Raw genomic sequence first — 24,047 nt, 5'->3', positions numbered from 1 at the left:
GCGATCGACGGTCGCGCGAGCGCGTTGCCGCCGTTGGACATTCCGATGGCAGCGGGTCGCGACTGACGTCGCTCCTACGTACGCGTGGTGCTTGGGCGCGCCGGACGGAGGCCGCGCCTACGAGTGCGCGAACATCGCCGGCTCGGGCCGGAACGCGCGCGGCGCGTAGCCAAGGTCGCGCGTTGCGGGGCCGGCATCGAACACGAGATCCTCGCGCATGCGCCCAATCGCGGCGTCGCCGAGTCCGCGTGCGCGGCCGGTCAGCTGCGCAAGCCGCAACGCGAAGGCGAACAGCGGCGCGGGCAATTCCACCACGCGCGCCGGCGGCTGCAGGCAGGCAAGCACGCGTCCGACCATCTCCCGGTACGTCAGGGTTTCGCCCCCCGGCAACGCATAGGTCCGGCCGTGGCTGGCGGGACGCTCCAGACACGCGAGCGCGGCGTCGGCAAGGTCGTCGACATGGACCGGCTGACGCAGGCCGCACGCGCCGCGCGGCAATGGAAACACACCGCTCCGACGGGCGAGCGCGGCGATCCGGGTCAGGCTGGCGTCGCGACCGGCACCGTAGACGAGCGTCGGCCGCAGCAGCGTCGCCGCGGCGCCCCGTTCGGCGGCGCTGGCGAACACGGTCCGCTCGCCCTCGCCCAACCGCCGCACCAGGTCGCGCTCGGCCGGATCGACGGATTCGCGCTTGGTCTCGAGGCTGGTGGAACCGAACGCCACCACCCGCGGCGCCGCCACCGATCCCCGCGCGTACCAGCGCGCGAAACGGTCGAGTGGCCCGCAACTGAGGATGCTGTCGAAGCGCGGTGGCAGCGGGGGCATGCGGTCGAACTCGCCCTCCACCCAGTGCAGCCCGGGCCCGCCATCCGGCGGCCGGCGCGACAGCGCGGTGACCTCCCAGCCGGCGGTACGCAGGCGCTGCACCAGCGGCACGCCGATCTGGCCGCTGCCGCCGAACACCAGCGCGGTGCGCACGTTTCAGTCGCTCCGGGCGTTCGCCGGCAGGACCGCGCGCAACCAGAGGAATCCGATCAGCGCGGCGATCACCGAGGCGCACAGCACGCCGAGCACGGCGGCCTCGTAGTTGAGCGGGTCACGGTAGCCGAGCGAGGCGATGAACAGGCTCATGGTGAAGCCGATGCCGCACAGCACGCCGAGGCCGATCATCGACCGCAGGTCCATGCCGTCGGGGAAGCGCGCCCAGCCCAGCGCCCGCATCGACACCGCCGCGCCGACGATGCCGATGGGCTTGCCGACCACCAGTGCCAGCGCAATGCCCAGCGGCAGCGCCGCGAACGCCGCCTCGATGCTGAGGTCGCCCAGCGCCAGGCCGGCATTGGCGAACGCGAACACCGGCAGGATGGCGTAGGCCACCCACGGGTGCAGCGCATGTTCGAGATGCTCCAGCGGCGAGTGCTCGACCTCGTCGTTGATCTCGTTGTGCGGGTTGACGTGCGGGATCATCAGGCCGGTGGCGACGCCCGCCAGGGTGGCGTGCACGCCCGACTTCAGCACGCACACCCACAGCACCACGCCGAGCAGCAGGTACGGCGTCAGCGCGGTCACCCCGCGGCGGTTGAGCAGCCACATCAGCGCCAGCGCGGCGCCGGCCCACGCCAGCGCCACCAGCGACATGCCGTGCGAATAGAACAGCGCGATGATGACGATCGCGATCAGGTCGTCGACCACGGCGATGGTCGACAGCAGCAGTTTCATGCCGACTGGCACGCGCGAGCCGAGCAGTGCCAGCACGCCCAGCGCGAAGGCGATGTCGGTGGCGGTGGGCACCGCCCATCCGCGCATCGCCTCGGCATCGCCGTGGTTGAAGCCGGTGAAAATCAGGGCGGGAACCGCCACGCCGGCGATCGCGCAGACCAGCGGCAGGATCAGCTGCGAACGACCGGCGAGTTGCCCGGTCAGCGCCTCGCGCTTGATCTCCAGCGCCACCAGCAGGAAGAAGATCGCCATCAGGCCGTCGTTGATCCAGAGCAAGGCGGGCTTGGCGATGTTCAACTCGCCGATGCGGACCTGCACCGGCAATTCGAGGAAGCCTTCATAGGCTTCTTCCAGCGGGGAGTTGGCGAAGATCATCGCCAGCACCGCCGCGCCAATCAGCATGATGCCGCCGGCGGCTTCCAGGCGGAGGAAGTCGGTCAGCGCGTTCAGCGCACGCTGCGACAGCGGACGGCGGGTCGGGGAATGCGTTTCGGTCATCGGGGCAGTGTAACAACGGCCCCGGCCCGTCGGCGTGCACTACGCGGCGGCTCAGCCCTGCGCCGCGACGCGCCCGGCGCTGTCGATCAGCATCAGCTCGAAGGCGAACCACGCCAGGAAGCCGACCAGCAGCACCGCGCCCTCGCCACGGCTTACACGCAGGTCGCCGCGCAGCATCGGATAGATCACCAGCGCGAACGCGAGTGTCGCCGGCAGCACGAAACGGACCAGCATCCCCGGCAGCACCACCGGCTGCCACAGCGCCATCGCGCCGACGATCACCAGCAGGTTGAACACGCTCGAGCCGATGACATGCCCGACCACGATGTCGCCCTGTCCGCGGCGGGCGGCGGCGACCGCGGCCGCGACCTCCGGCAGGGCGGTGCCGATCGCCACCGGCAGCAAGCCGGTGAGCAGCGGCGACAGGCCCCGGCCCGCACCCAGTGCCAGCGCATTCGCCACCACCAGCCGGGAGCCGAAGTACAGCAACGCCGCGGCGATCGCAAAGCGGACGAGGTTGAGCCCGAGGTCGCTGCTGGTCCGGGCGAAGCCGCCGAGCTCCTCCTGCAACCCGGGCGCCTCGTGACGGGCACGGGCGAACGCAAACGCCAGCGTGGCAGCGAAGCCGAGCAGCAGCACGCCGCCCTCGACGCGCGACAGCATGCCGTCGAGGCCGAACACGATCGCGGCCGCGGTGCCGGCCACCAGCACCAGCAGCAGTGGATTGAGCGCGCGCCAGCGCACCAGCAGTGGCGTGGCCAGCGCGGCGGCACCAAGGGTCAGCCCGAAGTTCACCACGTTGCTGCCGATCGCGTTGCCCAGCGCCAGGTCCGGCTCGCCACGGGTCATCGCCTGCAGGTTGACCGCGATCTCCGGCAGCGAGGTGCCGAACGCCACCAGCACCAGGCCGGTCACGAACGGCGACGCACCGGCGCGCGTCGCCAGGCCGGAGGCCCCCTTGACCAGCGAATCGCCGCCGAGCGCAAGCAGCAGCAGTCCGAGCAGGAACAGGCCGAGCGCTTCCAGCATCATCGCGTCCTCCGGTGGGTCCGGCTCATTCTAGGCACGCGGGTGATACCGGGCGTGTGCCCGTAGCCGACCCGGAGCCCGCTCAGGCGCATCCCTCGACATAGTCCACGTGCGGCGGCCGCCCGACCCGCCACTCGGTGACGGTGCCCTGCGCATCGGTCTCGAAGATCAGCACGGTGTCGCCAGCTTCCGGCGCGGCAATGCGCAGGTACTCGCCGCCCTCGACGTACTTGTGGTTGCTGCGCTCGATGCGGTCACCGTACAGGGCCTCGATTTCCGCCTCGTCCATTCCGCGCCGGCCGCCACCCGGCGCGGTCAACCGGTCATTGGCGACGGAGTAGCGGACGAACTCGCCGTCGCCGAACATCAGTGCGAAATAGGCGATGCTCGGCTGCCCGGCCGGGTTGAGGTGGAAGCAGGTCTCGCCTTCGGCGGGGTTGCCGCTGAGCTCGCCGTCCCACGCCTCGCGCACCTCGTCGGCGCTCATGCCGAAGCGGGCGGCGCCGTAGCCGTCGAAGCGCGCCGGGCCGGTGCCGCTTTCGCCGTCCTGACCGTCCGTCGCCGGCACCTGCCCGGGGGACGCATCTACGGACGGGATGGCTGAAGCGCCAGCGGGGTCGGCGTCTACCGGCGTATCGGTCGCGACGTCCGCCACCGACGGGCCGGCATCGGTGGTCGCGGTGGCCGCCGGCTCGTCACCGGCGCAACCCGTAAGTGCCAGGGCCAATGCGGTCACGAGGAGGATTCGCTGCGGTGTGACGGGCATCGGTTGCTCCTGCGGAAGGACGGCGTCCGATCGTCCACGCGCGTTCGTCAACAACGCGCGAACGATCGCTCCACATACCTCCGCCTGCGACACCCCGCCGGGACAGCGGCCGGTGCCGGTCAGCCGGGGAAGTGTTTCCGCAGGCCCGCCCAGCACGCCTGGTAGTCGCGCTGCCGGTGCGCGGCGTCGACCGCCTGCCGGGTCGGCCGGATCACTCCGCGCGCCTCGAACATGAAGGCCATGGTGTCGCGCACCACGTCGGGCTTTGAGAGATCGGCACCCGACGCCTTCTCGAACGTGGCTGCATCCGGGCCGTGGCCGGTCATGCAGTTGTGCAGGCTCGCGCCGCCGGGCACGAAGCCTTCGGCCTTGGCGTCGTAGGCGCCGTGGATCAGGCCCATGAACTCGCTGGCGACGTTGCGGTGGAACCACGGCGGCCGGAACGTGTCCTGCGCCACCAGCCAGCGCGGCGGGAAGATCGCGAAGTCCATGTTGCCCACGCCCGGCGTGTCGCTCGGCGAGGTCAGCACCAGGAAGATCGACGGATCCGGGTGGTCGAAGCTGATCGAGCCGATCGTGTTGAAGCGGCGCAGGTCGTACTTGTACGGCGCGTAGTTGCCGTGCCAGCCGACCACGTCCAGCGGCGAGTGGCCGATGCCAGCGCGCCACAGGTGCCCCTGGAACTTGGCGACGAGTTCGAAGTCACCCTCGATGTCCTCGTACGCCGCCTCCGGCGACAGGAAGTCCCGCGGATTGGCCAGGCCGTTGCTGCCGATCGGCCCCAGGTCTGGCAGGCGCAGCAGCGCGCCGAAGTTCTCGCAGACGTAGCCACGCGCCTCGCCGTCAGGCAGTTCGACGCGGAAGCGCACGCCGCGCGGAATCACCGCGATCTCCTGCGGCTCGAGCTCCAGTACGCCCAGTTCGGTCGCGATCCGCAGCCGGCCCTGTTGCGGCACGACCAGCAGTTCGCCGTCGGCGTCGTAGAAGAAGCGCCCGTCCATCGACGCGTTGGCGGCGTACAGATGCACGCCGATGCCGGTCATCGCGGCCGGGCCGCCGTTGCCGGCCATGGTGAACAGCCCGTCGACGAAATCGACCCGGGTCTCCGCGGGCGGCATCGGCAACGGGTTCCAGCGCATCTGGTCCGGGCTGACCGGCCCGGCCTCGAAGTCGTTGTGCAGGCGCGGCTGCGCGTACGGCTCGAACGCGCCGTGCATCGCCGCCGGGCGGATCCGGTACAGCCAGCTGCGCCGGTTGTGCCCGCGCGGCGCGGTGAACGCGGTGCCCGACAGCTGCTCCGCGTACAGCCCGTGCGCGACCCGTTGCGGCGAGTTCTGCCCGACCGGCAGCGTGCCGGCGACGGCCTCGGTGGCGAACTCGTTGCCGAAGCCCGACTGGTAGCCGTTCGATTCCATCGCCGTCGGCCTGCTTACAGAACGCCGCGCTTCATCTGGTCGCGCTCGATCGACTCGAACAGCGCCTGGAAGTTGCCTTCGCCGAAGCCTTCGTTGCCCTTGCGCTGGATGATCTCGAAGAAGATCGGACCGATCGCGTTCTGGGTGAAGATCTGCAGCAGCAGGCGCTTCTTGGTCTCCATGTCGGCGTCAAGCAGGATCTTGTTCTTCTGCAGGCGCGGCACGTCCTCGCCGTGGTTGGGCACGCGCTGGTCGATCACCTCGAAGTAGGTGTCCGGCGTATCGAGGAACTCGACGCCCTCGCCGCGCATCTTTTCCACCGTCTCGTAGATGTCGTCGGTGAAGCAGGCGATGTGCTGGATGCCCTCGCCCTTGTAGGCGTCGAGGTATTCGTTGATCTGGCTCTTCGGGTCGTTGGACTCGTTGAGCGGGATGCGCACGATGCCGTCCGGCGCGGTCATCGCCTTCGACACCAGGCCGGTCTTGGCGCCCTTGATGTCGAAGTACTTGATCTCGCGGAAGTTGAACAGCTTCTCGTAATAGTCCGACCACTTCGCCATGTTGCCGAAGTAGAGGTTGTGGGTCAGGTGGTCGATGAAGGTCAGGCCGAACCCGGCCGGGTTCTGGTCGGCGCCCTGCACCGGCAGGAAGTCGTCGCCGTAGGCACTGCCCTTGTCGCCGTAGCGGTCGACCAGGTACAGCATGCAGTCGCCGATGCCCTTGACCACCGGCGCGTCGATCGCCTTGGTTTCGGGCTTGTGGTCGATGGCCTCGCCGCCGTTGGACAGCACGGTCTGGCAGACCTTGTCGGCCGGCTCCTTGAAGCGGATCGCGAAGCCGGCCGCGCACGGGCCGTGGGCGCGCGCGAAGTCGGCGGCGAAGCTGTCGGGATCCTCGTTGACCAGGAAGTTCACCCCGCCCTGGCGGTAGACCGTGATCGGCCGGGTCCTGTGCTGCAGCACCGCGATGAAGCCCATGCGGCGGAAGTAGCCGTGCAGCATGTCGCCCTGGCCTTCCGGCGCGGCGAATTCGACGAACTCGAAGCCGTCGATACCGAGCGGGTTTTCGAACGTGGTGACCTGCATGCCGAGGTTGGGCTGGGCGCTCATGGGGAACTCCGGGCTGGTGCTTGCGGAAAGCACGTGGACGATGCGGCCGTCACGGGCCGACTCTGGGTTTATAGTTTCACATGAAACCATACGCAAGGCACGGCGCAGCATGAACGACGGACCCGCGACCCCGCCGCACGCCCAGCTCGACCTTGAGCGCTTCCTGCCCTATCGGCTGTCGGTGCTGTCGAACCGGGTCAGCGACTCTATCTTCCGGATGTACGCCGACCGCTTCGCCCTGGGCGTGACCGAGTGGCGGGTGATGGCGGTGCTCGGTCGTTACCCGGACCTGTCCGCCAACGAAGTCGCCCAGCGCACCGCCATGGACAAGGTCGCGGTCAGCCGCGCGGTCGCCCGGCTGGTCGAATCCGGCCGGTTGCTGCGCGAGGTGCACGGCGACGACCGGCGCCGTTCGGTGCTGCGCCTGAGCGAGGCGGGCGGCCGGATCTATGACGAGGTCGCGCCGCTGGCGCTCGAGTTCGAACGCCGCCTGCTGGCCGGCATGGACACCGCCGAACGCGAGTTGCTGTTCCGCCTGCTCGACCGCCTGGACGAGCTGGAGCTGCAGGCCGAGGCCGCCAGGAACTGACACCGCGCAGGCGGCTTCCCTCCCGACGCGATACGAACCGGCACAAAAAACGGCGGCCTCGTGGCCGCCGTTCTGATGGAAGCGGCCAGGCCCGAGGGCATGGCCACACCGGATCAGCGCAGTTCCTGATCGGTCCGGGTGCCGGCCGCGGCCGGCTCTCCCAGCTCCTTCTGCCCGGCCAGCACGCGGTCGTGGCGTTCCGTATCCACGCCTTCGTGCATCAGCTTGCGGATCAGGGGCGAGACCAGGATGACGACCACACCGACGCCGATCGCGATCCAGCCAATCTGCTGGTAGACGTCCAGCACCGGGGTGGCGGTGCCGCCCTCGCCGGCTTCGGCGCCGGTCGCGTGGGCGATAAGGCCGCCGATGTAGTTGCCGGCCGCGCTGGCCAGGAACCACGTGCCCATCAGCAGGCTGACCATGCTGGCCGGGGCCAGCTTGGTCATCGCCGAGAGGCCCACCGGCGACAGGCACAGCTCGCCCATCGTGTGCAGCAGGTAGATCGCGAAGATGAAGATCACCGGGGTCGGGTTGCCGGTACCGGCGGCCACGGCGCCGGCGACCAGCACCAGGAAGCCCAGGCCGAGCTGCATCAGCCCGAGGCCGAACTTGGCCGGGGTCGACGGCTCCAGCCCGCGCTTGGCCAGCGCCAGCCAGAGCCAGGCGAACACCGGCCCGAGCAGGATGATGTAGATCGCGTTGAGCGACTGGAACATGCCGGCCGGGACTTCCCAGCCCAGCAGGGTGCGGTTGACCTGCTCGTCGGTATAGACGTTAAGCGAGGAGCCGGCCTGCTCGAACAGCGCCCAGAACAGCGGCTGCAGGCCGATCAGGAACAGCGCGGCGAGGATGCGGTCGCGGTAGATCCTGTCGAGCTTGAACACCGCGGTGAACAGGAGGTAGGCGACCACGATGGCACCGAACACCGCCAGCAGCATGCCGACCGCGGACTGGTACTGCACCAGGAACCAGACCACCACCACGCCGACCAGGCCGATCAGGTAGATCATCCACTCCGTCGGCACGCCCAGCATCGGCTTCCTCAGCAGCGCCGGGTCGGGCGCCTCGCCCTTGCCACGCAGGGCCGGGCGGCCCCAGACGAACACGACCAGGCCCAGCAGCATGCCGATGCCGGCCGCGCCGAAGCCCCAGGCCCAGCCGATCTCCTGACCCAGGTAGGCGACCAGTGCCGAGCCGATCGCCGCGCCGAGGTTGATGCCCATGTAGAAGATCGTGAACGCGGGGTCGCGGCGGGCGTCGCCCGGCCGGTACAGCTGGCCGACGATCGCCGAGATGTTGGCCTTGAGGAAGCCGACGCCCATGATGATGAAGGCGAGTGCCAGCCAGAACACGTTGAGCATCGGCGAGTCCTGCCCGCCGCTTCCCTCGAACGCCATGAGGCCGTGGCCGATCACCAGCAGGATCGCGCCGTACTGCACCGCCTTGCGCTGGCCGATGTAGCGGTCGGCGAGGTAGCCGCCGATCACCGGCGTGATGTAGACCAGCGCGGTGTAGGCACCGTAGATCAGGTACGCCTTCTGCTCCGAGAACAGCCAGTGCTGCACCAGGTAGAAGATCAGGATGGCGCGCATGCCGTAGTAGGAGAACCGCTCCCACATCTCGGCAAAAAACAGCACGTACAGACCACGCGGGTGGCCGAGGAAGGTCTTGCCTTCGTCGAGTTGGGCTGGGTGGTTGGCCACTGGCTTTCTTGCTCCCCTGCAAATCGGATCGGATCAGCCGCCCTTGGCCGGGCGGTCTCGTGTCGGGTCACGGCGCGGCACGATCCCCGCCCCGGCCTCGCCGCATGGGCGAAAACAGAGGAGGTTTAACCGCTGCATAACGCGCGCGTCAAATGAATGGCCGATTGTTGCGGTGCAGCGCGACGGCGCGCGGGCGAGCCGGTTCGCCGGGCTAGGTACGCGGGGCCCCGATCGAAGTGCGGACCTCGAACAGTTCGGGGAAGAACGTCAGCTCCAGCGCCTGCTTGAGGAAGCCGACCCCGGACGAACCGCCGGTGCCGGGCTTGAAGCCGATGATGCGCATCACCGTGCGCATGTGGCGGAAGCGCCACAGCTGGAACTGGCTTTCCAGGTCGACCAGGTCCTCGCACAGGTGGTAGGCCGCCCAGTGCGCATCCGGGTCCTCGTAGATGCGCTGGAACACCGGCAGCAATGCGGGCTCCGACGCCTGCGGCAGCGACCAGTCGCGTTCGACCCGATGCGCCGGCACCGCGTGGCCATGGCGGGCCAGGTAGCGCAGCGCCTCGTCATACAGGCTCGGCGCCTCCAGCATCTCGCGCAGCGACGCCTGCGCCGCCGGGTCATGGGCGAACACCTGCAGCATCGACGCGCTCTTGTTGCCGAGCAGGAACTCGATCATGCGGTACTGCAGCGACTGGAACCCCGACGACGGCCCGAGGGTGTCGCGGAAGCGCACATAGTCCGACGGCGTCAGCGTCTCCAGCACCGACCACATCTCGGTCAGCTGGCGCAGCACCTGCTTGCAGCGCGCGAAGATCTTCTGGCAGCTGCCGAGCTCGTCCGCGCGCAGGTGGACGATGGCCGCCCTGAGCTCGTGGATCATCAGCTTCATCCACAGCTCCGATACCTGGTGCTGGACGATGAACAGCAGTTCGTCGTGCTGGGCCGGGTCGGCCAGCGGGCGCTGGGCGTCGAGCAGGCGGTCGAGCCCGAGATAGCCGGCGTAGCTCATCCGCCCCGACAGGTCGGTGTGGATGCCGGTTTCCAGTTCCCGCTCGTTCTTGTCGACGCTCATCGCCTGCTCCCGTGGGGTGCGAAAGGGTATCGCATCGGGCCGCTCCGCCCGATCCGCCCGGCCCCGGCCGTCACGCCGGCGCAACTTTCCTGCGGCAAGATCGCGCGATGCCGCCGCGCAAGGCCGGCGGTCCAACCCGGGGAACGACTCATGGACAAGGTCACGGGCCGCCTGCTGGCGGGATTGCTGCTGCTGGGGATGTTCGGCGGCGCCGGTACGGCCGGCGCGCAGGTGGTGGTCAGCCAGGTGTACGGCGGCGGCGGCAACTCGGGCGCGACGCTGAAGAGCGATTTCATCGAACTGCGCAACAACGGCGCGGCCCCGGTGTCGCTCGACGGCTGGAGCGTGCAGTACGCGTCCTCGTCGGGCTCGAGCTGGCAGGTCACCACGCTGCAGGGCGGGATCGCCGCCGGCGGCTACTACCTGGTCAAGCAGGCCGATGGCAGCGGCGGCAGCGTCGACCTGCCGCCGCCCGACGCGACCGGCACCATCGCCATGTCCGGCAGCAACGGCAAGGTCGCGCTGGTGGCGGCGACGGCGGCGTTGACCGGCACCTGCCCATTGGCCGGCGCGGTGGATTTCGTCGGCTACGGCAGCGCCAACTGCTTCGAAGGCGCCGGCGCGGCACCCGGGCTCGGCAACACCACCGCGGCGTGGCGCGATGGCGACGGCGCGGTCGACAACAACGACAACGCGGCCGACTTCGAGCGCAACGCGCCCGCCCCGCGCAACAGCGGCAGCGACGAACCCCCGCCGCCCGATCCGGCGACCGAGCTGACCATCGCGCAGATCCAGGGCGACGCCCTGCTGTCGGCGTACGTGGACCAGCGGGTGGTCACCGAAGGCGTCGTCACCGCGCGCAAGTTCAACAACGGCTTCTTTCTGCAGGCCGCCAACGACGACGGCGACCCTGCCACGTCCGAGGCGGTGTTCGTCTACACCGGCAGCGCGCCGCCGGCGAGCGCCGCGGTGGGCCACCGGGTGCGGGTGACCGGCACTGTCGACGAGTTCGTCCCCGCCTCCAGCCGCAACCAGCTCGCCATCACCGAAATCGTCGACGCCGAGGTGGAACTGCTGGGCACCGGCGCCACCCTGCCCGCTCCGGTCGCATTGACCGCGGCCGACCTGTCGCCCGGCGCCGCACCGGCCACGCTCGAGCGGCTCGAAGGCATGCGCGTCAGCCTCGCCGAGGCGGTGGTGGTCGGCCCCAGCGGTGGCTCGATCGACGAGAACGATGCGCGCGCCACCACCGACGGCGTGTTCTACGTGACCCTGCCGGAGGTCGGCCGGCCGTTCCGGGAACCGGGCATCGGCGTGCTCGACCGGATCGAGGTGCCTGCCGGCAAGCACCCGCCGCGCTTCGACACCAACCCCGAGCGGCTGATGGTGCGCAGCTGGGGCCAGATCGGCGCCGAGCCGCTGTCGGTCGACGCCGGCGCCACGGTCGGCGGCCTGGTCGGCGTGCTCGACTATCACAGCGCGACCTGGGCGCTGACGCCCGATCCCGCCTCGCCGCCGGCGGTCAGCGGCGGAATGGCCCCGGTGGCGCTGGCGGCTGCCGGCGCCGACACGGTGACCGTCGCCGGCTTCAACCTGCTGCGCCTGTTCGACGAGGTCGACGACGACAACGGCGCGGTGACGCTGACGCCCGAAGCGCTGGACCGCCGGCTGTCGAAGGCGTCGATCGCGATCTGCGATTACCTGCGCGCGCCCGACATCCTCGGCGTGGTGGAAGTCGAGAACCAGCGCGTACTCGGCCTGCTCGCCGACCGCATCAACACCGGCTGCGCCGGCGCTCCGGGTTACGTCGCCCTGCTGCAGCCCGGCAACGACGTCGGCGGGATCAACGTCGGCTTCCTGGTCAGCCAGCGGCTGGTCGGCGCCGGCGCGCGCGTCGAGGTGCTCGACGTGGTGCAGTTCGGCAAGGACGCGACCCTCGCCAACCCCGACGGCAGCACCAGCCTGCTCAACGACCGCCCGCCGCTGCTGCTGCGCGCCCGCGTGCACCACGCCAACGGCGCGGCCTACCCGCTGACGGTGATCGTCAACCACCTGCGTTCGCTCAACGACGTCGACTCGACCGACCCCGGCAGCTCGGGCTGGCCGACCGACGGCGACCGCGTGCGGGCCAAGCGCGGTGCGCAGGCGGCGTTCCTGGCCGGGCTGGTCGAGTCGCTGCAGCAGTCCGACCCGGCCGCGAACATCGTACTGGTCGGCGACTTCAACGCGTTCGAGTTCAACGACGGCTACGTCGACGTGCTCGGCGTGGTGCGCGGCGACGAAGCGGCCGCGGACGAGGTGCTGCTGCACGTCGACAGCCCGCTGACCACGCCGCTGCTGGACGGTTCGGCCTTCATCGGGGAGCCGGCGCAGCGTTATTCGTATTCCTTTGGCGGCAACGCGCAGTCGCTCGACCACGTGCTGGTGAACGCCGCGCTGGTGGCGGGCGCCGGTTCGATCGCGGTCGAGCACGCGCGCATCAATGCCGATTTCGGGGTGGACAATTTCGACGACGCGACGATCGCGGTGCGCTCGTCCGACCACGACCCGGTACGGCTGACGATCGGCGTGCCGCAGTTCCGCAGCGCCGACCTCGCGGTGGAAGCGGAGGCCTCGGCTACGCGGGTGCGCCCCGGCGAGCCGGTGACATTCACGGTGCAGCTGGCCAACACCGGGCCGGATGCGGCCGAGGCCGCCGGGATCGCGTTCGCCCTGGACGCGCCGGTATCGCCCGCGGTGCAGGCACCCGCCGGCTGGACGTGTGCGCCGCCGGCGCAGGACGGCGGCACCACGACCGTCGGCTGCCACCGCCCCACCCTCGCCGCCGGCGGGGAGGCGACGTTCACGGTCGAGGTGCTTGCCCCGCCCGCGCCGTCCGACGGGTTGCAACTGGTGGCCGCGGCGCAGTCCCACGTCACCGACCCGGCCAACGGCAACAACCAGGCCACGGTGGATGTCGTTGTCGGCGCCGAGGCCGATCTGTCGGTGCAGCTGATCGGCCAAGCACGCCGCGGCGCGGTCGCGGTGTTCGTGGTGCCGGTCCGCAACGCCGGTCCGGACGCCGCGGAACAGCCGCGCCTGTTGCTGGAAGGCAACGTCGACAGCCGGCATGCGGCGGTCGCCGCGCCCGACGGCTGGCAGTGCACCACCGTGCGCGAGCGCGGCGTCGACTTCCGTGCCGAATGCCGGCGCGACCGCCAGGCGACCGGGACCGCGTGGTTCGCATTCGCGGTGGTGGACCCGTGGCATGCGCCCGGCGAGCCGGTCTGGTTCACCGCGCAGGTCGGCGCCGACACTTACGACCCGGCACCCGGCAACAACCACGACAGCGCCGAAGCCAGTGCCGGCCGCGGACGGCGCTGAGCCGCCCTGGGCACTACGGTAAACAGGGGCGTGGCGTCGCCGCGTCCCCTGCCCGTCTCCACGGCTCCGTTCCCACCGAGACCCTGCCGCGCCGGTGACACCGCGCGGCAATCCGTCCATACGGCGGGCGCTTGCCGCATCGCGCAACGGATTCTTCAGGCCTGCCCGGTATCATCGGGGGCTTCCGCATGACCGAGGAACAGGCGCAATGACGGTCGCCGCATCGTTCGAGATCGAATACCTGCAATACATCGGGCCCGACGGCAAACCCGTCGCCGAGCTGCCCGAAGCCTTCCGTGACCCCAGGGCGCTGCTGCCGCTGTTCAAGCAGATGCTGTTCGTGCGCACCTTCGACAGCAAGGCGATCAAGCTGCAGCGCACCGGCAAGCTCGGCACCTACGCCGCCTGCCTGGGCCACGAGGCCACCCACGTCGGCATCGGCGCCTCGATGAAGCCCGAGGACGTATTCGCGCCGAGCTACCGCGAGTACGGCGCGCAGTTCATGCGCGGGGTCAAGCCGCGCGAGGTGCTGCTGTACTGGGGCGGCGACGAGCGCGGCAACGACTTCGCCGAGGCGAAGAACGACTACCCGTGGTGCGTGCCGATCTCGACCCAGTGCCTGATGGCGGCCGGCGCGGCGCTGTCGTTCAAGCTGCGCAGGCAGCCGCGCATCGCGGTGGCCTGCTGCGGCGACGGCGGCTCGTCGAAGACCGACTTCTACGCCGCGCTCAACTCGGCCGGCGCCTACAGCTCGCCGCTGGTGCTGTGCGTGATCAACAACGGCTGGGCGATCTCGGTGCCGCGCAATTCGCAGACCGGCGCGCAGACGCTGGCCCAAAAGGGCCTGGCCGGCGGGCTGCACTGCCTGCAGGTCGACGGCAACGACTTGGTCGCCGTGCTCGAAGGCATGCGCCGCGCCACCGAGCGCGCGCGCAACGGCGGGGGCGGCAGCGTGATCGAGTTCATGACCTACCGCCTGCACGACCACACCACCGCCGACGACGCCACCCGCTACCGCGACGATGCCGAGGTCAAGGATGCCTGGACCCGCGAGCCGATGACCCGCCTGCGCACGTACCTGACCGACGCCGGCGTGTGGAGCGAGGACGAGGAGAAGGCCTGGCTGGAGGAATGCGGACAGAAGGTCGACGTCGAGATCAACGCCTACCTCGAGACCCCGGTGCAGCCGGTCGAGGCGATGTTCGACCACCTCTATGCCGACCCGCCGGCCGACCTGCTGGCCCAGCGCGAACAGGCGATCGCACGGGAGGGCCGCGCATGAGCAGCAACGACAAACAGCCCGCTCCGATCACGCTGATCGAAGCGCTGACCCAGGCGATGGCCTACGAGATGCGCGCCGACGACAGCGTGGTCGTGCTCGGCGAGGACGTCGGCGTCAACGGCGGCGTCTTCCGCGCCACCGCCGGCCTCCACGCACAGTTCGGCTCGGAACGCGTGATCGACACCCCGCTCGACGAGACCACGATCGCCGGTTTGACCGTCGGCATGGCCAGCCAGGGCATGAAGCCGATCGCCGAGGCGCAGTTCGACGGCTTCATGTACCCGATGGTCGACTTCATCGTCTGCCACGCGGCGCGCATGCGCTACCGCACCCGCGGCCGCCTGCACTGCCCGATGGTGCTGCGCGTGCCGTGGGGCGGCGGCATCCGCGCGCCGGAGCACCACAGCGAGGCCAACGAGGCGATCTTCACCAACGTGCCGGGCCTGCGTGTGGTCATGCCGTCCTCGCCGCAGCGCGCCTACGGCATGCTGCTGGCGGCGATCCGCGAGCCGGACCCGGTGATCTTCTTCGAGCCCAAGCGCATCTACCGGCAGTACAAGGAGCTGGTGCCGGATGACGGCGAGGCATTGCCGCTGGATGTCTGCTACGTGCTGCGCGACGGCGACGACGTGACCCTGGTGACCTGGGGCGCGCAGGTGAAGGAAGCGCTGGAAGCCGCCGACAAGCTCGCCGAGGACGGCATCAGCGCCGAGGTCATCGACGTCGCCACCCTGCGGCCGCTGGACTTCGCCACGATCGCCGAGTCGGTCAGCAAGACCGGCCGCTGCGTGATCGTGCACGAGGCGCCCAAGACCGCCGGCTTCGGCGCCGAGATCGCCGCGCGGCTGGCCGAGGAATCGATGTACGACCTGCTCGCACCGGTCGAGCGCGTCACCGGCTACGACACCCACATCCCGCTGTTCCGGCTGGAGATGAAGTACCTGCCGAGCGTCGACCGCGTGGTCGCCGCGGCGAAGCGGGCGATGGCCGCCGGCTGACCGCCGGTCGCGGTGGCCGGCACGCACCGGCCGCCGCGCGCACCCACCGATGCACTGCCCGGGCGCCGCGGCGCCCCCGCAAAACGAAGGACTGCCATGAGCAACAACAAAACCTTCTTCCTGCCCGACCTCGGCGAAGGCCTGCCGGACGCGACCATCGTCGAATGGAACGTCAAGGTCGGCGACACCATCAAGCTCGACGACGCGCTGGTCTCGATGGAGACCGCCAAGGCCGTGGTTGAGGTGCCCTCGCCGGTGTCCGGCAAGGTGCTGAAGCTGGCCGGCGCCGCCGGCGACGTGATCACCACCGGCGCGATGCTGGCGGAGTTCGAGGTCGACCCGTCGATGCCGCAGCGCGCCGAGGGCCAGGACACCGGCCACCACCACGGCGGCGGCCAGCCGGCGAAAGGCGTCGGAAGCGAGGACCCGGCACCGGACCACCGCGTGGTCGCCTCCGACGAGGGCGGCGCCATCGAGGACGAGGGCGAACCCGCGCCCAAGGGCCAGCCGCGGCAGGACAGCGGCACCGTGGTCGGCGCCATGCAGTCGTCCGACGCGGTGCGCAGCGAGCAGGCCAGCACGGTGGGCGGGGTCAAGGCGATGCCGGCGGTGCGCGCGCTCGCGCGCAAGCTCAAGGTCGACCTCACCCGCGTGCGCGCCACCGGCGCCGACGGCGTGGTGACGATGGCCGACGTCAAGCAGGCCGCCGCCGACGGTTCGGCCCCGCTCGGCGCCGCGCCGGCACCGCGCGCGGCCGACCGCGCCGCCACGGCACCCGCGCCGTCCGCCGCGCCGGCCCAGCGCAGCACCCTGTCGCAGGGCGGCCGGCCGATGCGCACCCAGCCGCCGGGCGTCGCCGCCAGCGGCCAGCCCGAGCAGCTCAAGGGCGTGCGCCGCAACATGGCGCGGGTCATGGCCGACGCGCACGCCAGGGTCGTGCCGACCACGCTGGTCGACGACGCCGACCTGCACGCGTGGATCGGCAAGCAGGACATCACCGCCCGCCTGATCCGCGCGATCTGCGCGGCCTGCAAGCAGGTGCCGGCGCTCAACGCGTGGTTCGACGGCGACAAGCTGGTCCGCACCATGCACCCGCACGTCGACATCGGCATCGCGGTGGATACCGAGGACGGCCTGTTCGTGCCGGCCCTGCGCAACGCCGACATGCTCGACGGCACCGCGGTGCGCGGCGCGATCGGGCGCCTGCGCGGGCAGGTCGAGGACCGCAGCATCCCGGCCAGCGAGCTGTCGGGCTACACCATCAGCCTGTCCAACTTCGGCATGTTCGCCGGCCGCTACGCCACCCCGGTGGTGGTGCCGCCGACGGTCGCGATCATCGGCGCCGGCAAGCTGTCGCACGATGTCGTGGCGGTGATGGGCGGCATCGAAGTGCACCGCCGCATGCCGATCTCGCTGACCTTCGACCACCGCGCCTGCACCGGCGGCGAGGCCGCGCGCTTCCTCAAGGCGCTGCTGGACGACCTGTCGGCGCCGCAGTAGGCCACCGGCATCGATGCGAACGACCAGGGCGGCCGCGTGCCGCCCTCGTCGTATCTGCACCTGCTCCCCATCCGCGTCGCGCTACAGTCGGGCCGAGCCCCTCCCCACGGAGAACACCGATGGCCCATCGCAGCCGCCTCGCCGGTTTCATCATCGACAGCCGCAGCGACGACCTCGACGCCGCCGCGAAGTTCTGGAGCGGCGCGCTCGGCATCCCGGTCGCCGACCCCGATTCGGGCGGCACCGGCCAGTACGCCGAGTTCGGCGGCGCACCCGGCGACCTGCACGTCGAGGTTCAGAAAGTCGACCATCCCTCGCGCGTGCACCTCGACATCGAGACCGACGACATCGATGCCGAAGTCGCGCGGCTGGAGGCGCTCGGCGCCACGCGGGTCGCCTTCGTGAAGCGGTGGTGGGTCATGCAGGCGCCCGACGGCCAGCGCTTCTGCGTGGTGCGGATGCGCGAGGACAACGGGCGCGCCGCATCCAACCAGTGGGACTGACCTAGTCCGCCATCCGGAACGTGTCGTCCACCACGACCCGGTCGCGGCCGCCGGCCTTGGCCCGGTAGAGCGCCTGGTCGGCGCGCTCGAACACCTGCTCGGGCGCGTCCCGCTCCGGATCGCCCATCGCCACGCCCGCCGACACCGTCAGGCGAAACGGCAGCCCGCTCTCCACCACCTTGCGCCGGACCCGTTCGGCGACCTCCACCGCGCCGGTCGCGCGGGTGCCCGGCAGGATCAGCAGGAACTCCTCGCCGCCGAAGCGCACCGCGACATCGCCTTCCCGGATCGACGCGGCCACCGCCGCGGCCACCGCCTGCAGCGCGCGGTCGCCAAGCAGGTGGCCGTGCACATCGTTGATCTGCTTGAAGCGGTCGATGTCCACCACGACGACGCAGTACGGGCCGCGGTTGAGTCGCGCGAGCGCCTGCGGGTCGACCCGCAGCTTCGCCAGCGCCCCGCGGTTCAACAGCCCGGTCAGGGGATCGTGCCGGGCGGTGTACTCGATTTCGTCGTGGCGTTGCTGCAGGTCGGCGCGCGAGGCTTCCAGCGCCAGCAACATCGCGTCGCGCTCGTCGACCAACCTGCGCTGCTCGCGCGCGTAGCAGCGCAGCTCCAGCAGGTGCTCGGTCTGCCGCGCCAGGATCTGCAGCCCCTCGATCTGCCCCGGGTCGAGTTGGCGTGGGCGCACATCCACCACGGAAACGGTGCCCAGCCCGTAGCCGTCCGGGCTGCGCAACGGCACACCGGCGTAGAACCTCAGCGGCTTGTCACCCAGCCGCAGGTCCAGGCTGGAGAACCGCGGGTCGCGGGCGATGTCGCGGATGACCAGCACGCGCTCCGGGTCGCGGATCGCGTGGTCGCAGATCGCCAGGCTCCGCGGGGTTTCGCTGACGCCAATGCCGATCCGCGCCTTGAACCGCTGCCGGTCGCGGTCGATCAGCGAGACCACCGCCGCGGGCGTGTCGCACAGCGTCGAGGCGAGCCTGGCGATATCATCGAAGGGCTGTTCGGCGCCGGTGTCGAACAGATCGTAGCGGTCAAGCGCGGCCTGTCGCCGCGCCTCGTCCGCCGGGTCGGTCCGGTCGCCGGAATCGGTATCGGAAAGCATCAGGGGCGGAGGGAGGCGGGCCAACGGCGGCAGCATATCGGCGCCGGGCGGCCCGAAACGTGACGACCGGCGCCCGCGGTGCGCGCGGTCAGCTGCCGGAAAGCTTGCGCGGATGGAGCCGGAGCCCGGCGCGATCTCACCGTCCGCCGGCACAACCGGCGGCTCGGACCAGGATGCCCCGCAGTGACCCGGCGACGTGCCTCAACCCGTCCGGGCGGCGGCCTTCTCCGCGTCGGCGGCGGCCAACGCGGCCAGCGCGGCCTGCACGTCCCCGGCGCCCGTGTCCTCGCCCAGCGCCAGCGAAGCGTCTGCACCGGCGAAGCCGTCGCGCTTCAGCGCGCCGATGCGCAGCCCTGCTTCCCGCGGCGAGTCGAAGCCGGCGCTCTGCAGCAACACCCGGTCGCCCTCGACCAGCTTGAAGTAGAAGCGGCCGTCGCCTTCGCGGTACTGCTTGAACTGCGGCAGGACCGCACGCACGGTGCCCATGGTCGACGGCGTCGCGACCTGCGACAGATCCCGCAGGCCCACGGCTTCGCGCAACCCGCGCAGGAAAGGCACCGCGCGTTCCTCGCGCAGGCGCGTCGCTCCATCGCGCAGAATCGCCTCGATTTCCTGCGGCCGCGCCATCAGCGCCTCGTACTTCTCGCGCAGCGGCGCCACCTCGGCATCGATCCGCTCGAACAGCGCCGCCTTGGCCTCGCCCCAAGCGATCCCGTCGGCGAACGCCTGCCGCATCGCGGCGGTCTCCTGCTCCGACCCGAACGCGCGGTAAAGCTGGAACACGTTGGAGGTCTCGGCGTCCTTGGGCTCGCCCGGCTCGCGCGAGTCGGTGACGATCGAGTAGATCAGCTTCTTCAGCTCGGCCCGCGGCGCGAACAGCGGGATCGTGTTGTCGTAGCTCTTGCTCATCTTGCGGCCGTCGAGGCCCGGCAGCGTCGCCACCTGCTCCTCGATGACGACCTCGGGCAGGACGAAGTGCTCGCCGTAAAGATGGTTGAAGCGCTGGGCGAAGTCGCGCGCCATCTCGATGTGCTGGATCTGGTCGCGTCCGACCGGGACCTTGTGGGCGTTGAACAGCAGGATGTCGGCCGCCATCAGCACCGGGTACATGAACAGCCCGGCGGTGACCGCGGCATCGTCGTCCTCGCCGGCCTCGCGGTTGCGGTCGACCGCGGCCTTGTAGGCGTGCGCGCGGTTGAGGATGCCCTTGCCGGCGACGCAGGTCAGCAGCCAGGTCAGCTCGGTGGTCTCGGGGATGTCGGACTGGCGGTAGAAGCGCACCCGGTCCGGCTCCAGCCCGCAGGCGAGCCAGGTCGCGGCGATCTCCAGCGTCGAGCGCTGCACCCGCGCCGGGTCCTGCACCTTGATCAGCGCGTGGTAGTCGGCGAGGAAGTAGAAGCTCTCCACGCCGGCACCGTGGCTGGCCCCGATCGCCGGGCGGATCGCGCCGACGTAATTGCCCAGGTGGGGCGTGCCGGAGGTGGTGATACCGGTGAGGACGCGGGTCGGCTGCATGGGAGCAAAGCGGCTGGAACGGCCGGCCAGTTTACTGCAGCGCCCGCGCCGGTCCGGCCGCGGCAGGTCACCGGCAAAAGAAAACGGGCCACGCGGGCCCGTTTCCGGATCGCACTTCCGGGGGGTCAGTGCAGGGTGTCGCTGAAGTCGCGGACCTCGCGGTCGGCGCGATCGCGGTTCCAGCCGTAACGCTCCTGCAACCGGCCCGACAGGTACTCGGCGTTGCCTTCGGCGACGTCGAAGTCGTCGTCGGTCAGGTCGCCCCACTTGGCCTGCGCCTTGCCCTTCAGCTGGTTCCACTTGCCGGCGATGATGTCCTTGTTCATGGATGCTCCTCTCGGTTTCGATAAGGGAAGCGGTGCGATGCACCACGCATCCAGTGTCGGTCGGCGGACATTCGCGTCGGGTAGGCTTGGCGTTAATTAGGTGCGCACAACACTGAACACGCTGGACGGCGCTTCCGGTCCTTCAAAAAAAAAACAGGCCGGGAAAACCCGGCCTGTCTTTGATTCCACGCGGAATGCTGCCTCAGCACTCGTCGGACTGGTCACAGTCGAGGTGGCCTTCGGCCTCGCTCTCGATCTTGTCTCCGGCCGCTCCGACGTCCTCGCCGACGCCGGCCATCGTGTTGCAGGCAGTCAGGGCGCCCATCGAGAACAGGGACAGCAGCATCAGGGCAATCAGTCGCTTCATGGGTATCTCCTCGGCAATGGCTGGGCGGGGCCGGACAGCAGCGTGCTGTGCGACCGTGGCTGCATCATTGCGTCGGCACCCGTGAAGCGCGCGTGCAGTGACTGAACGGCAACCGCGCCGGCCCGCCCGGGCCGATCAGTCGCGCATCAGCGTCGACTTGCCGAACAGGCTCTCCACCAGGTCGATGGCGACCAGCGCGGTGGCGTTGTTGCGGTCGAGGATGGGGTTGAGCTCCATGATGTCGAGCGAGGCCATCCGGCCGCTGTCGGCGATCATCTCCATGCACAGCTGCGCCTCGCGGTAGTTCGGGCCGCCCGGAACGGTGGTGCCCACGCCGGGGGCGACGCTCGGGTCCAGGAAATCGACGTCGAAACTCACGTGCAGGTGGGTGTTGTCGTCCATGCCTTCCAGCGCCTCCTCCATCACCCGCTTCATCCCGACCTCGTCGATGTAGCGCATGTCGTAGACGTCGAGGCCGTGTTCCTTGACCAGCCGCTTCTCGCCCTCGTCGACCGAACGGATGCCGATCTGCCGCACCGCGCTCGGGTGGATGGCCGGCGCGTCGCCGATGAGGTGGGTCAGCTCCTTCGGCCCGAGACCGCACAGGCAGGCGACCGGCATGCCGTGGATGTTGCCCGACGGCGTGACCTGGCTGGTGTTGAAGTCGGCGTGGGCGTCGAGCCACAGCACGCGCAGGGTCTTGCCGCTCTCGCGGCAATGGCGGGCGACGCCAGCGATGGATCCGAGGCCGAGGCAGTGGTCGCCCCCCAGCAGGATCGGCATGCGGCCGCCGGCGAGTTCGGCATGCATTGCCTCCATCACCAGCCGGTTCCACTCGGCGACTTCGGCCAGGTGCCGGTAACCCTCGACGGGGGCGAGCCACGGGTTGCGCGGGCCTTCCAGGTTGCCGCGGTCGACCACGTCGATCCCGCGGGCGATGAGTGCCTCGCCCAGGCCGGCGATGCGCAGCGCCTCCGGCCCGAGCCGTGCCCCCCGGTCGCCGGCGCCGACGTCGGTGGGGGCGCCAATGAGCGAAACGGAAGGATAGGTGCGGGTCATGGGAGCCTCCTCGACTGGTGCGGCTGTCGGCATCGTAAAAGACAGCCAAGCAATTGATATCTATGGAAATTAAATCAGGCGCATCGGGATTGTGCCCCCAAATGTGCCCCCACGTTGCGCCCGCTGGGGCCGTGGTGATCCCGGCCAGTCTATCGTGCCGCCTCCGCTACTTCCCTCTACTTTAGTGACGCGCGGGCAGTGCTCACGCGCGCGATGCCTTGCGAAACCCGCCATCGCGTAGGGCTTCGTCCGCGCGTAGAGGCGTCCAACAATTCGCGCCGTTGGCCTCTTTAAGCGGTCCCAAAATCGGCAATTTGTTGCGCTTTAGGCGATCCAAGCGGGACACGGCGGTCACCGGGGAGGCCCCGCCCAACTTTGCCTAGCCCGTCTTCTGAATTGTTGAAGCGCGCAGGAAGGGGAACGCCCGGTCTCCGGGAGTCACGCCTCCGGACTCTCGGACGCCCCCGTCCGGCGGAAGGGCGCGGGCCAAACGCGCCACACGGCAAACGCCAACCTCCCGCCTCCCGCGCGTAGTGGTCAAAAAACTCCGGCAGTCGCTCGACACTTTGCCCGACAAGTGGGTCAGGCTTTGCCCTTCGGGTGTCCGAAAAGTCCGTTGATCCAGCGCCGATGCTCCTCGCTAGCTCACGACTGCCGCAAAAAAGCCCGCCGAAGCGGGCCGGGGTCGGCTTAGGCCGCTAGGTTAGTAATCCGGGCCGCCCTCACCGAAAGGCTGCTCCAGCCTCTTGATCCGCATCTCTGCCTCGACGAGCCGCGTGTAGAGGTCGTTCAACTGGAAGTCGATCTTGTCCTCGACGCGATCGATTCGCTGCCAAGCGTTATCAACGGCTTTCTTGTTGGAGTTGCCCATCTGGAGGGCCAGGTTGCCCACGTGCCACGCATAGAAAGCAAATGCAGCAACAAGACCAATCCGCCATGGCAGCGAGATGCTGAAGTCGGGCAGTAGGTACTCCGACCCCATCCAGATCCCTCCAATGACGGCCAAAAAGATTGCCAAGCAACCTAGCTCGTACATGATGGACAGGGCGACCAGCGCCCCCGCGATGGCGACTCCCAGCGCCATCCAGCCCGGGGACGTGCCGCCATCCAAGTAAGCTGCAACGCCCAGCGCTATCACTGATATCGCGAGCCCAGCGGGATAGCGCCAGTACCACGGCCACTCCCATATCTCTGAGAACGTGCCGTCGGGATCAGTCGTGATCCCCCATTTGCCCTCCTTCCCCATTTCGCACCGCCCTCTTTAAGGGTTCCCTCTTCCAGTATGCGCCGCGCCATTGGACACGACTGCTTGATCGCTTCAACCCCGCCCCACGCCCAGCATTGCGAGCAACGCCGCGCGTGCCGTGACTTGCCCGACTACCGTGCCGGCTCTACTACTTTTCAGGGTGTCAGAAAACTCCGCCACCTTGCCGTGATCTTGCCCCAATTCGCAGCTCTGTCGCCGTGCCTGTCGCGCCTATCTCTAACCGCGCTGTTCGGGCACGTTGCCGCTGGGTTCCCTCGCGCGCCATCAATCCCGCCCTCCCATTGGTAGAGTCTTAGAGGTGCCCGATGGTCGGGGCGGCGCGCGGCGGATTTTCCGGCTTATGGACCCGATAGCCGGGGCAGCGTGGCGATTTTTTCACCAGCACTGCCCCGATGGTCGGGTCAGTCCGCCCCGATGGTCGGGGTGGCGTTTTGTTTTTCAGGCCGCCAGCTGCTCGGGTGCCCGCCTCCACTTGGCCGACGCGGTGACGGTAGGGGCAACGTCCAACTTGCCCTTGCACGGATCAATGGGCATCCAAGTGAAAGCGTAGAGGTTCGGCCCGTGCAATCCGCCCTGTCGGGTCAGCTCGATCATCCCGAAGCGTTGCAGCTCCTCTAGCGCGCGCTGCAACGTGTCTTTTGATCGCCAACCCCGATCCTTCATCCATGACCACGGGGCGGCAAGGTCGCCATTGTTGTGGCCGTTGTACCCGGCGCCCATGTCCAGAATCAGCGCCTTCGACTTCAGCGACAGCGCGCGGAAGTTCGGGCTATCAATGACCGCCGACGGGATGCGCAGGAAGTTCCCGGCCTCGCGCCTGCCCAATGCCTTAGCTCGCGTCCGGGCCATG

The 24,047-nt window shown here is 69.6% G+C and carries 21 protein-coding genes; 6 read left to right on the top strand and 15 right to left on the bottom strand.

Features of this window, described 5'->3' with window-relative positions; genetic code table 11:
• Positions 1-117: 117 nt before the first annotated feature.
• The 6 genes from U8331_RS02585 to hppD all read right to left on the bottom strand — a co-directional run bounded on the left by U8331_RS02585 (position 118) and on the right by hppD (position 6,536).
• Positions 118-978 carry an NAD-dependent epimerase/dehydratase family protein gene (locus U8331_RS02585; RefSeq protein ID WP_481132080.1) on the bottom strand — a complete coding sequence of 287 codons (861 nt, stop codon included), beginning with the start codon at positions 976-978 and terminating at the stop codon, positions 118-120.
• A 3-nt stretch (positions 979-981) separates the two neighbouring features.
• A complete protein-coding gene (gene nhaA / locus U8331_RS02580) occupies positions 982-2,217 on the bottom strand; it encodes a Na+/H+ antiporter NhaA (protein ID WP_481132079.1) in 1,236 nt (411 codons plus the stop codon).
• 51 nt (positions 2,218-2,268) lie between these two features.
• Positions 2,269-3,249, bottom strand: a complete 981-nt coding sequence (locus U8331_RS02575) for a calcium/sodium antiporter (protein WP_481132078.1) — start codon at positions 3,247-3,249, stop codon at positions 2,269-2,271.
• A gap of 79 nt (positions 3,250-3,328) precedes the next feature.
• A complete protein-coding gene (locus U8331_RS02570; RefSeq protein WP_481132077.1) occupies positions 3,329-4,012 on the bottom strand; it encodes a lectin in 684 nt (227 codons plus the stop codon).
• Between the two features lie 119 nt (positions 4,013-4,131).
• Positions 4,132-5,427: a homogentisate 1,2-dioxygenase gene (gene hmgA / locus U8331_RS02565; RefSeq protein WP_481132076.1), complete on the bottom strand. Its 1,296-nt coding sequence runs from the start codon at positions 5,425-5,427 to the stop codon at positions 4,132-4,134.
• Positions 5,428-5,441: 14 nt separating this feature from the next.
• Positions 5,442-6,536 (bottom strand): 4-hydroxyphenylpyruvate dioxygenase, encoded by a 1,095-nt coding sequence (hppD, locus tag U8331_RS02560; protein WP_481132075.1) that lies wholly within the window; start codon positions 6,534-6,536, stop codon positions 5,442-5,444.
• 109 nt (positions 6,537-6,645) lie between these two features.
• Between hppD and U8331_RS02555 the strand changes: the two genes are divergently transcribed.
• The gene (locus U8331_RS02555; RefSeq protein ID WP_481132074.1) at positions 6,646-7,125 is read left to right on the top strand and encodes a MarR family winged helix-turn-helix transcriptional regulator; all 480 of its coding nucleotides are present in this window, start codon (positions 6,646-6,648) and stop codon (positions 7,123-7,125) included.
• A gap of 113 nt (positions 7,126-7,238) precedes the next feature.
• Here U8331_RS02555 and U8331_RS02550 read toward each other — a convergent pair whose 3' ends face one another.
• Together U8331_RS02550 and U8331_RS02545 are read right to left on the bottom strand one after the other, a co-directional pair.
• On the bottom strand, positions 7,239-8,831 hold the full coding sequence (locus U8331_RS02550) for a peptide MFS transporter (protein ID WP_481132073.1): 1,593 nt from the start codon (positions 8,829-8,831) through the stop codon (positions 7,239-7,241).
• A 211-nt stretch (positions 8,832-9,042) separates the two neighbouring features.
• Positions 9,043-9,906 (bottom strand): tryptophan 2,3-dioxygenase, encoded by an 864-nt coding sequence (locus U8331_RS02545; protein ID WP_481132072.1) that lies wholly within the window; start codon positions 9,904-9,906, stop codon positions 9,043-9,045.
• A 150-nt stretch (positions 9,907-10,056) separates the two neighbouring features.
• On the opposite strand from U8331_RS02545, the gene U8331_RS02540 reads away from it, so the two are divergent.
• From U8331_RS02540 to U8331_RS02520, 5 genes are all read left to right on the top strand, one after another.
• Complete coding sequence (locus U8331_RS02540; RefSeq protein ID WP_481132071.1) at positions 10,057-13,269, top strand: lamin tail domain-containing protein; 3,213 nt, start codon at positions 10,057-10,059, stop codon at positions 13,267-13,269.
• 208 nt (positions 13,270-13,477) lie between these two features.
• On the top strand, positions 13,478-14,551 hold the full coding sequence (gene pdhA / locus U8331_RS02535; RefSeq protein WP_481132070.1) for a pyruvate dehydrogenase (acetyl-transferring) E1 component subunit alpha: 1,074 nt from the start codon (positions 13,478-13,480) through the stop codon (positions 14,549-14,551).
• Positions 14,548-15,549: an alpha-ketoacid dehydrogenase subunit beta gene (locus tag U8331_RS02530; protein ID WP_481132069.1), complete on the top strand. Its 1,002-nt coding sequence runs from the start codon at positions 14,548-14,550 to the stop codon at positions 15,547-15,549. Before pdhA ends, U8331_RS02530 begins: the two co-directional genes overlap by 4 nt.
• A gap of 96 nt (positions 15,550-15,645) precedes the next feature.
• A complete protein-coding gene (locus tag U8331_RS02525; RefSeq protein ID WP_481132068.1) occupies positions 15,646-17,049 on the top strand; it encodes a dihydrolipoamide acetyltransferase family protein in 1,404 nt (467 codons plus the stop codon).
• 119 nt (positions 17,050-17,168) lie between these two features.
• A complete protein-coding gene (locus U8331_RS02520) occupies positions 17,169-17,552 on the top strand; it encodes a VOC family protein (RefSeq protein ID WP_481132067.1) in 384 nt (127 codons plus the stop codon).
• Between the two features lies 1 nt (position 17,553).
• Here U8331_RS02520 and U8331_RS02515 read toward each other — a convergent pair whose 3' ends face one another.
• The 7 genes from U8331_RS02515 to U8331_RS02485 all read right to left on the bottom strand — a co-directional run bounded on the left by U8331_RS02515 (position 17,554) and on the right by U8331_RS02485 (position 24,046).
• On the bottom strand, positions 17,554-18,663 hold the full coding sequence (locus U8331_RS02515) for a GGDEF domain-containing protein (RefSeq protein WP_481132066.1): 1,110 nt from the start codon (positions 18,661-18,663) through the stop codon (positions 17,554-17,556).
• A gap of 201 nt (positions 18,664-18,864) precedes the next feature.
• Entirely contained in the window at positions 18,865-20,178 is a 1,314-nt protein-coding gene (locus U8331_RS02510) for a tryptophan--tRNA ligase (RefSeq protein WP_481132065.1), read from the bottom strand.
• Positions 20,179-20,303: 125 nt separating this feature from the next.
• A complete protein-coding gene (locus U8331_RS02505; protein ID WP_481132064.1) occupies positions 20,304-20,504 on the bottom strand; it encodes a CsbD family protein in 201 nt (66 codons plus the stop codon).
• A gap of 202 nt (positions 20,505-20,706) precedes the next feature.
• Entirely contained in the window at positions 20,707-20,871 is a 165-nt protein-coding gene (locus U8331_RS02500; RefSeq protein WP_481132063.1) for an entericidin A/B family lipoprotein, read from the bottom strand.
• Between the two features lie 135 nt (positions 20,872-21,006).
• Entirely contained in the window at positions 21,007-21,930 is a 924-nt protein-coding gene (gene rocF / locus U8331_RS02495) for an arginase (protein ID WP_481132062.1), read from the bottom strand.
• 703 nt (positions 21,931-22,633) lie between these two features.
• Entirely contained in the window at positions 22,634-23,176 is a 543-nt protein-coding gene (locus U8331_RS02490) for a hypothetical protein (RefSeq protein WP_481132061.1), read from the bottom strand.
• A 459-nt stretch (positions 23,177-23,635) separates the two neighbouring features.
• Complete coding sequence (locus tag U8331_RS02485) at positions 23,636-24,046, bottom strand: hypothetical protein (RefSeq protein WP_481132060.1); 411 nt, start codon at positions 24,044-24,046, stop codon at positions 23,636-23,638.
• Position 24,047: the final 1 nt, after the last annotated feature.

The sequence above is a fragment of the Lysobacter sp. CC-YZS074 genome, assembly GCF_056739745.1.
This window is presented reverse-complemented; position numbering and strand designations above follow the sequence as displayed.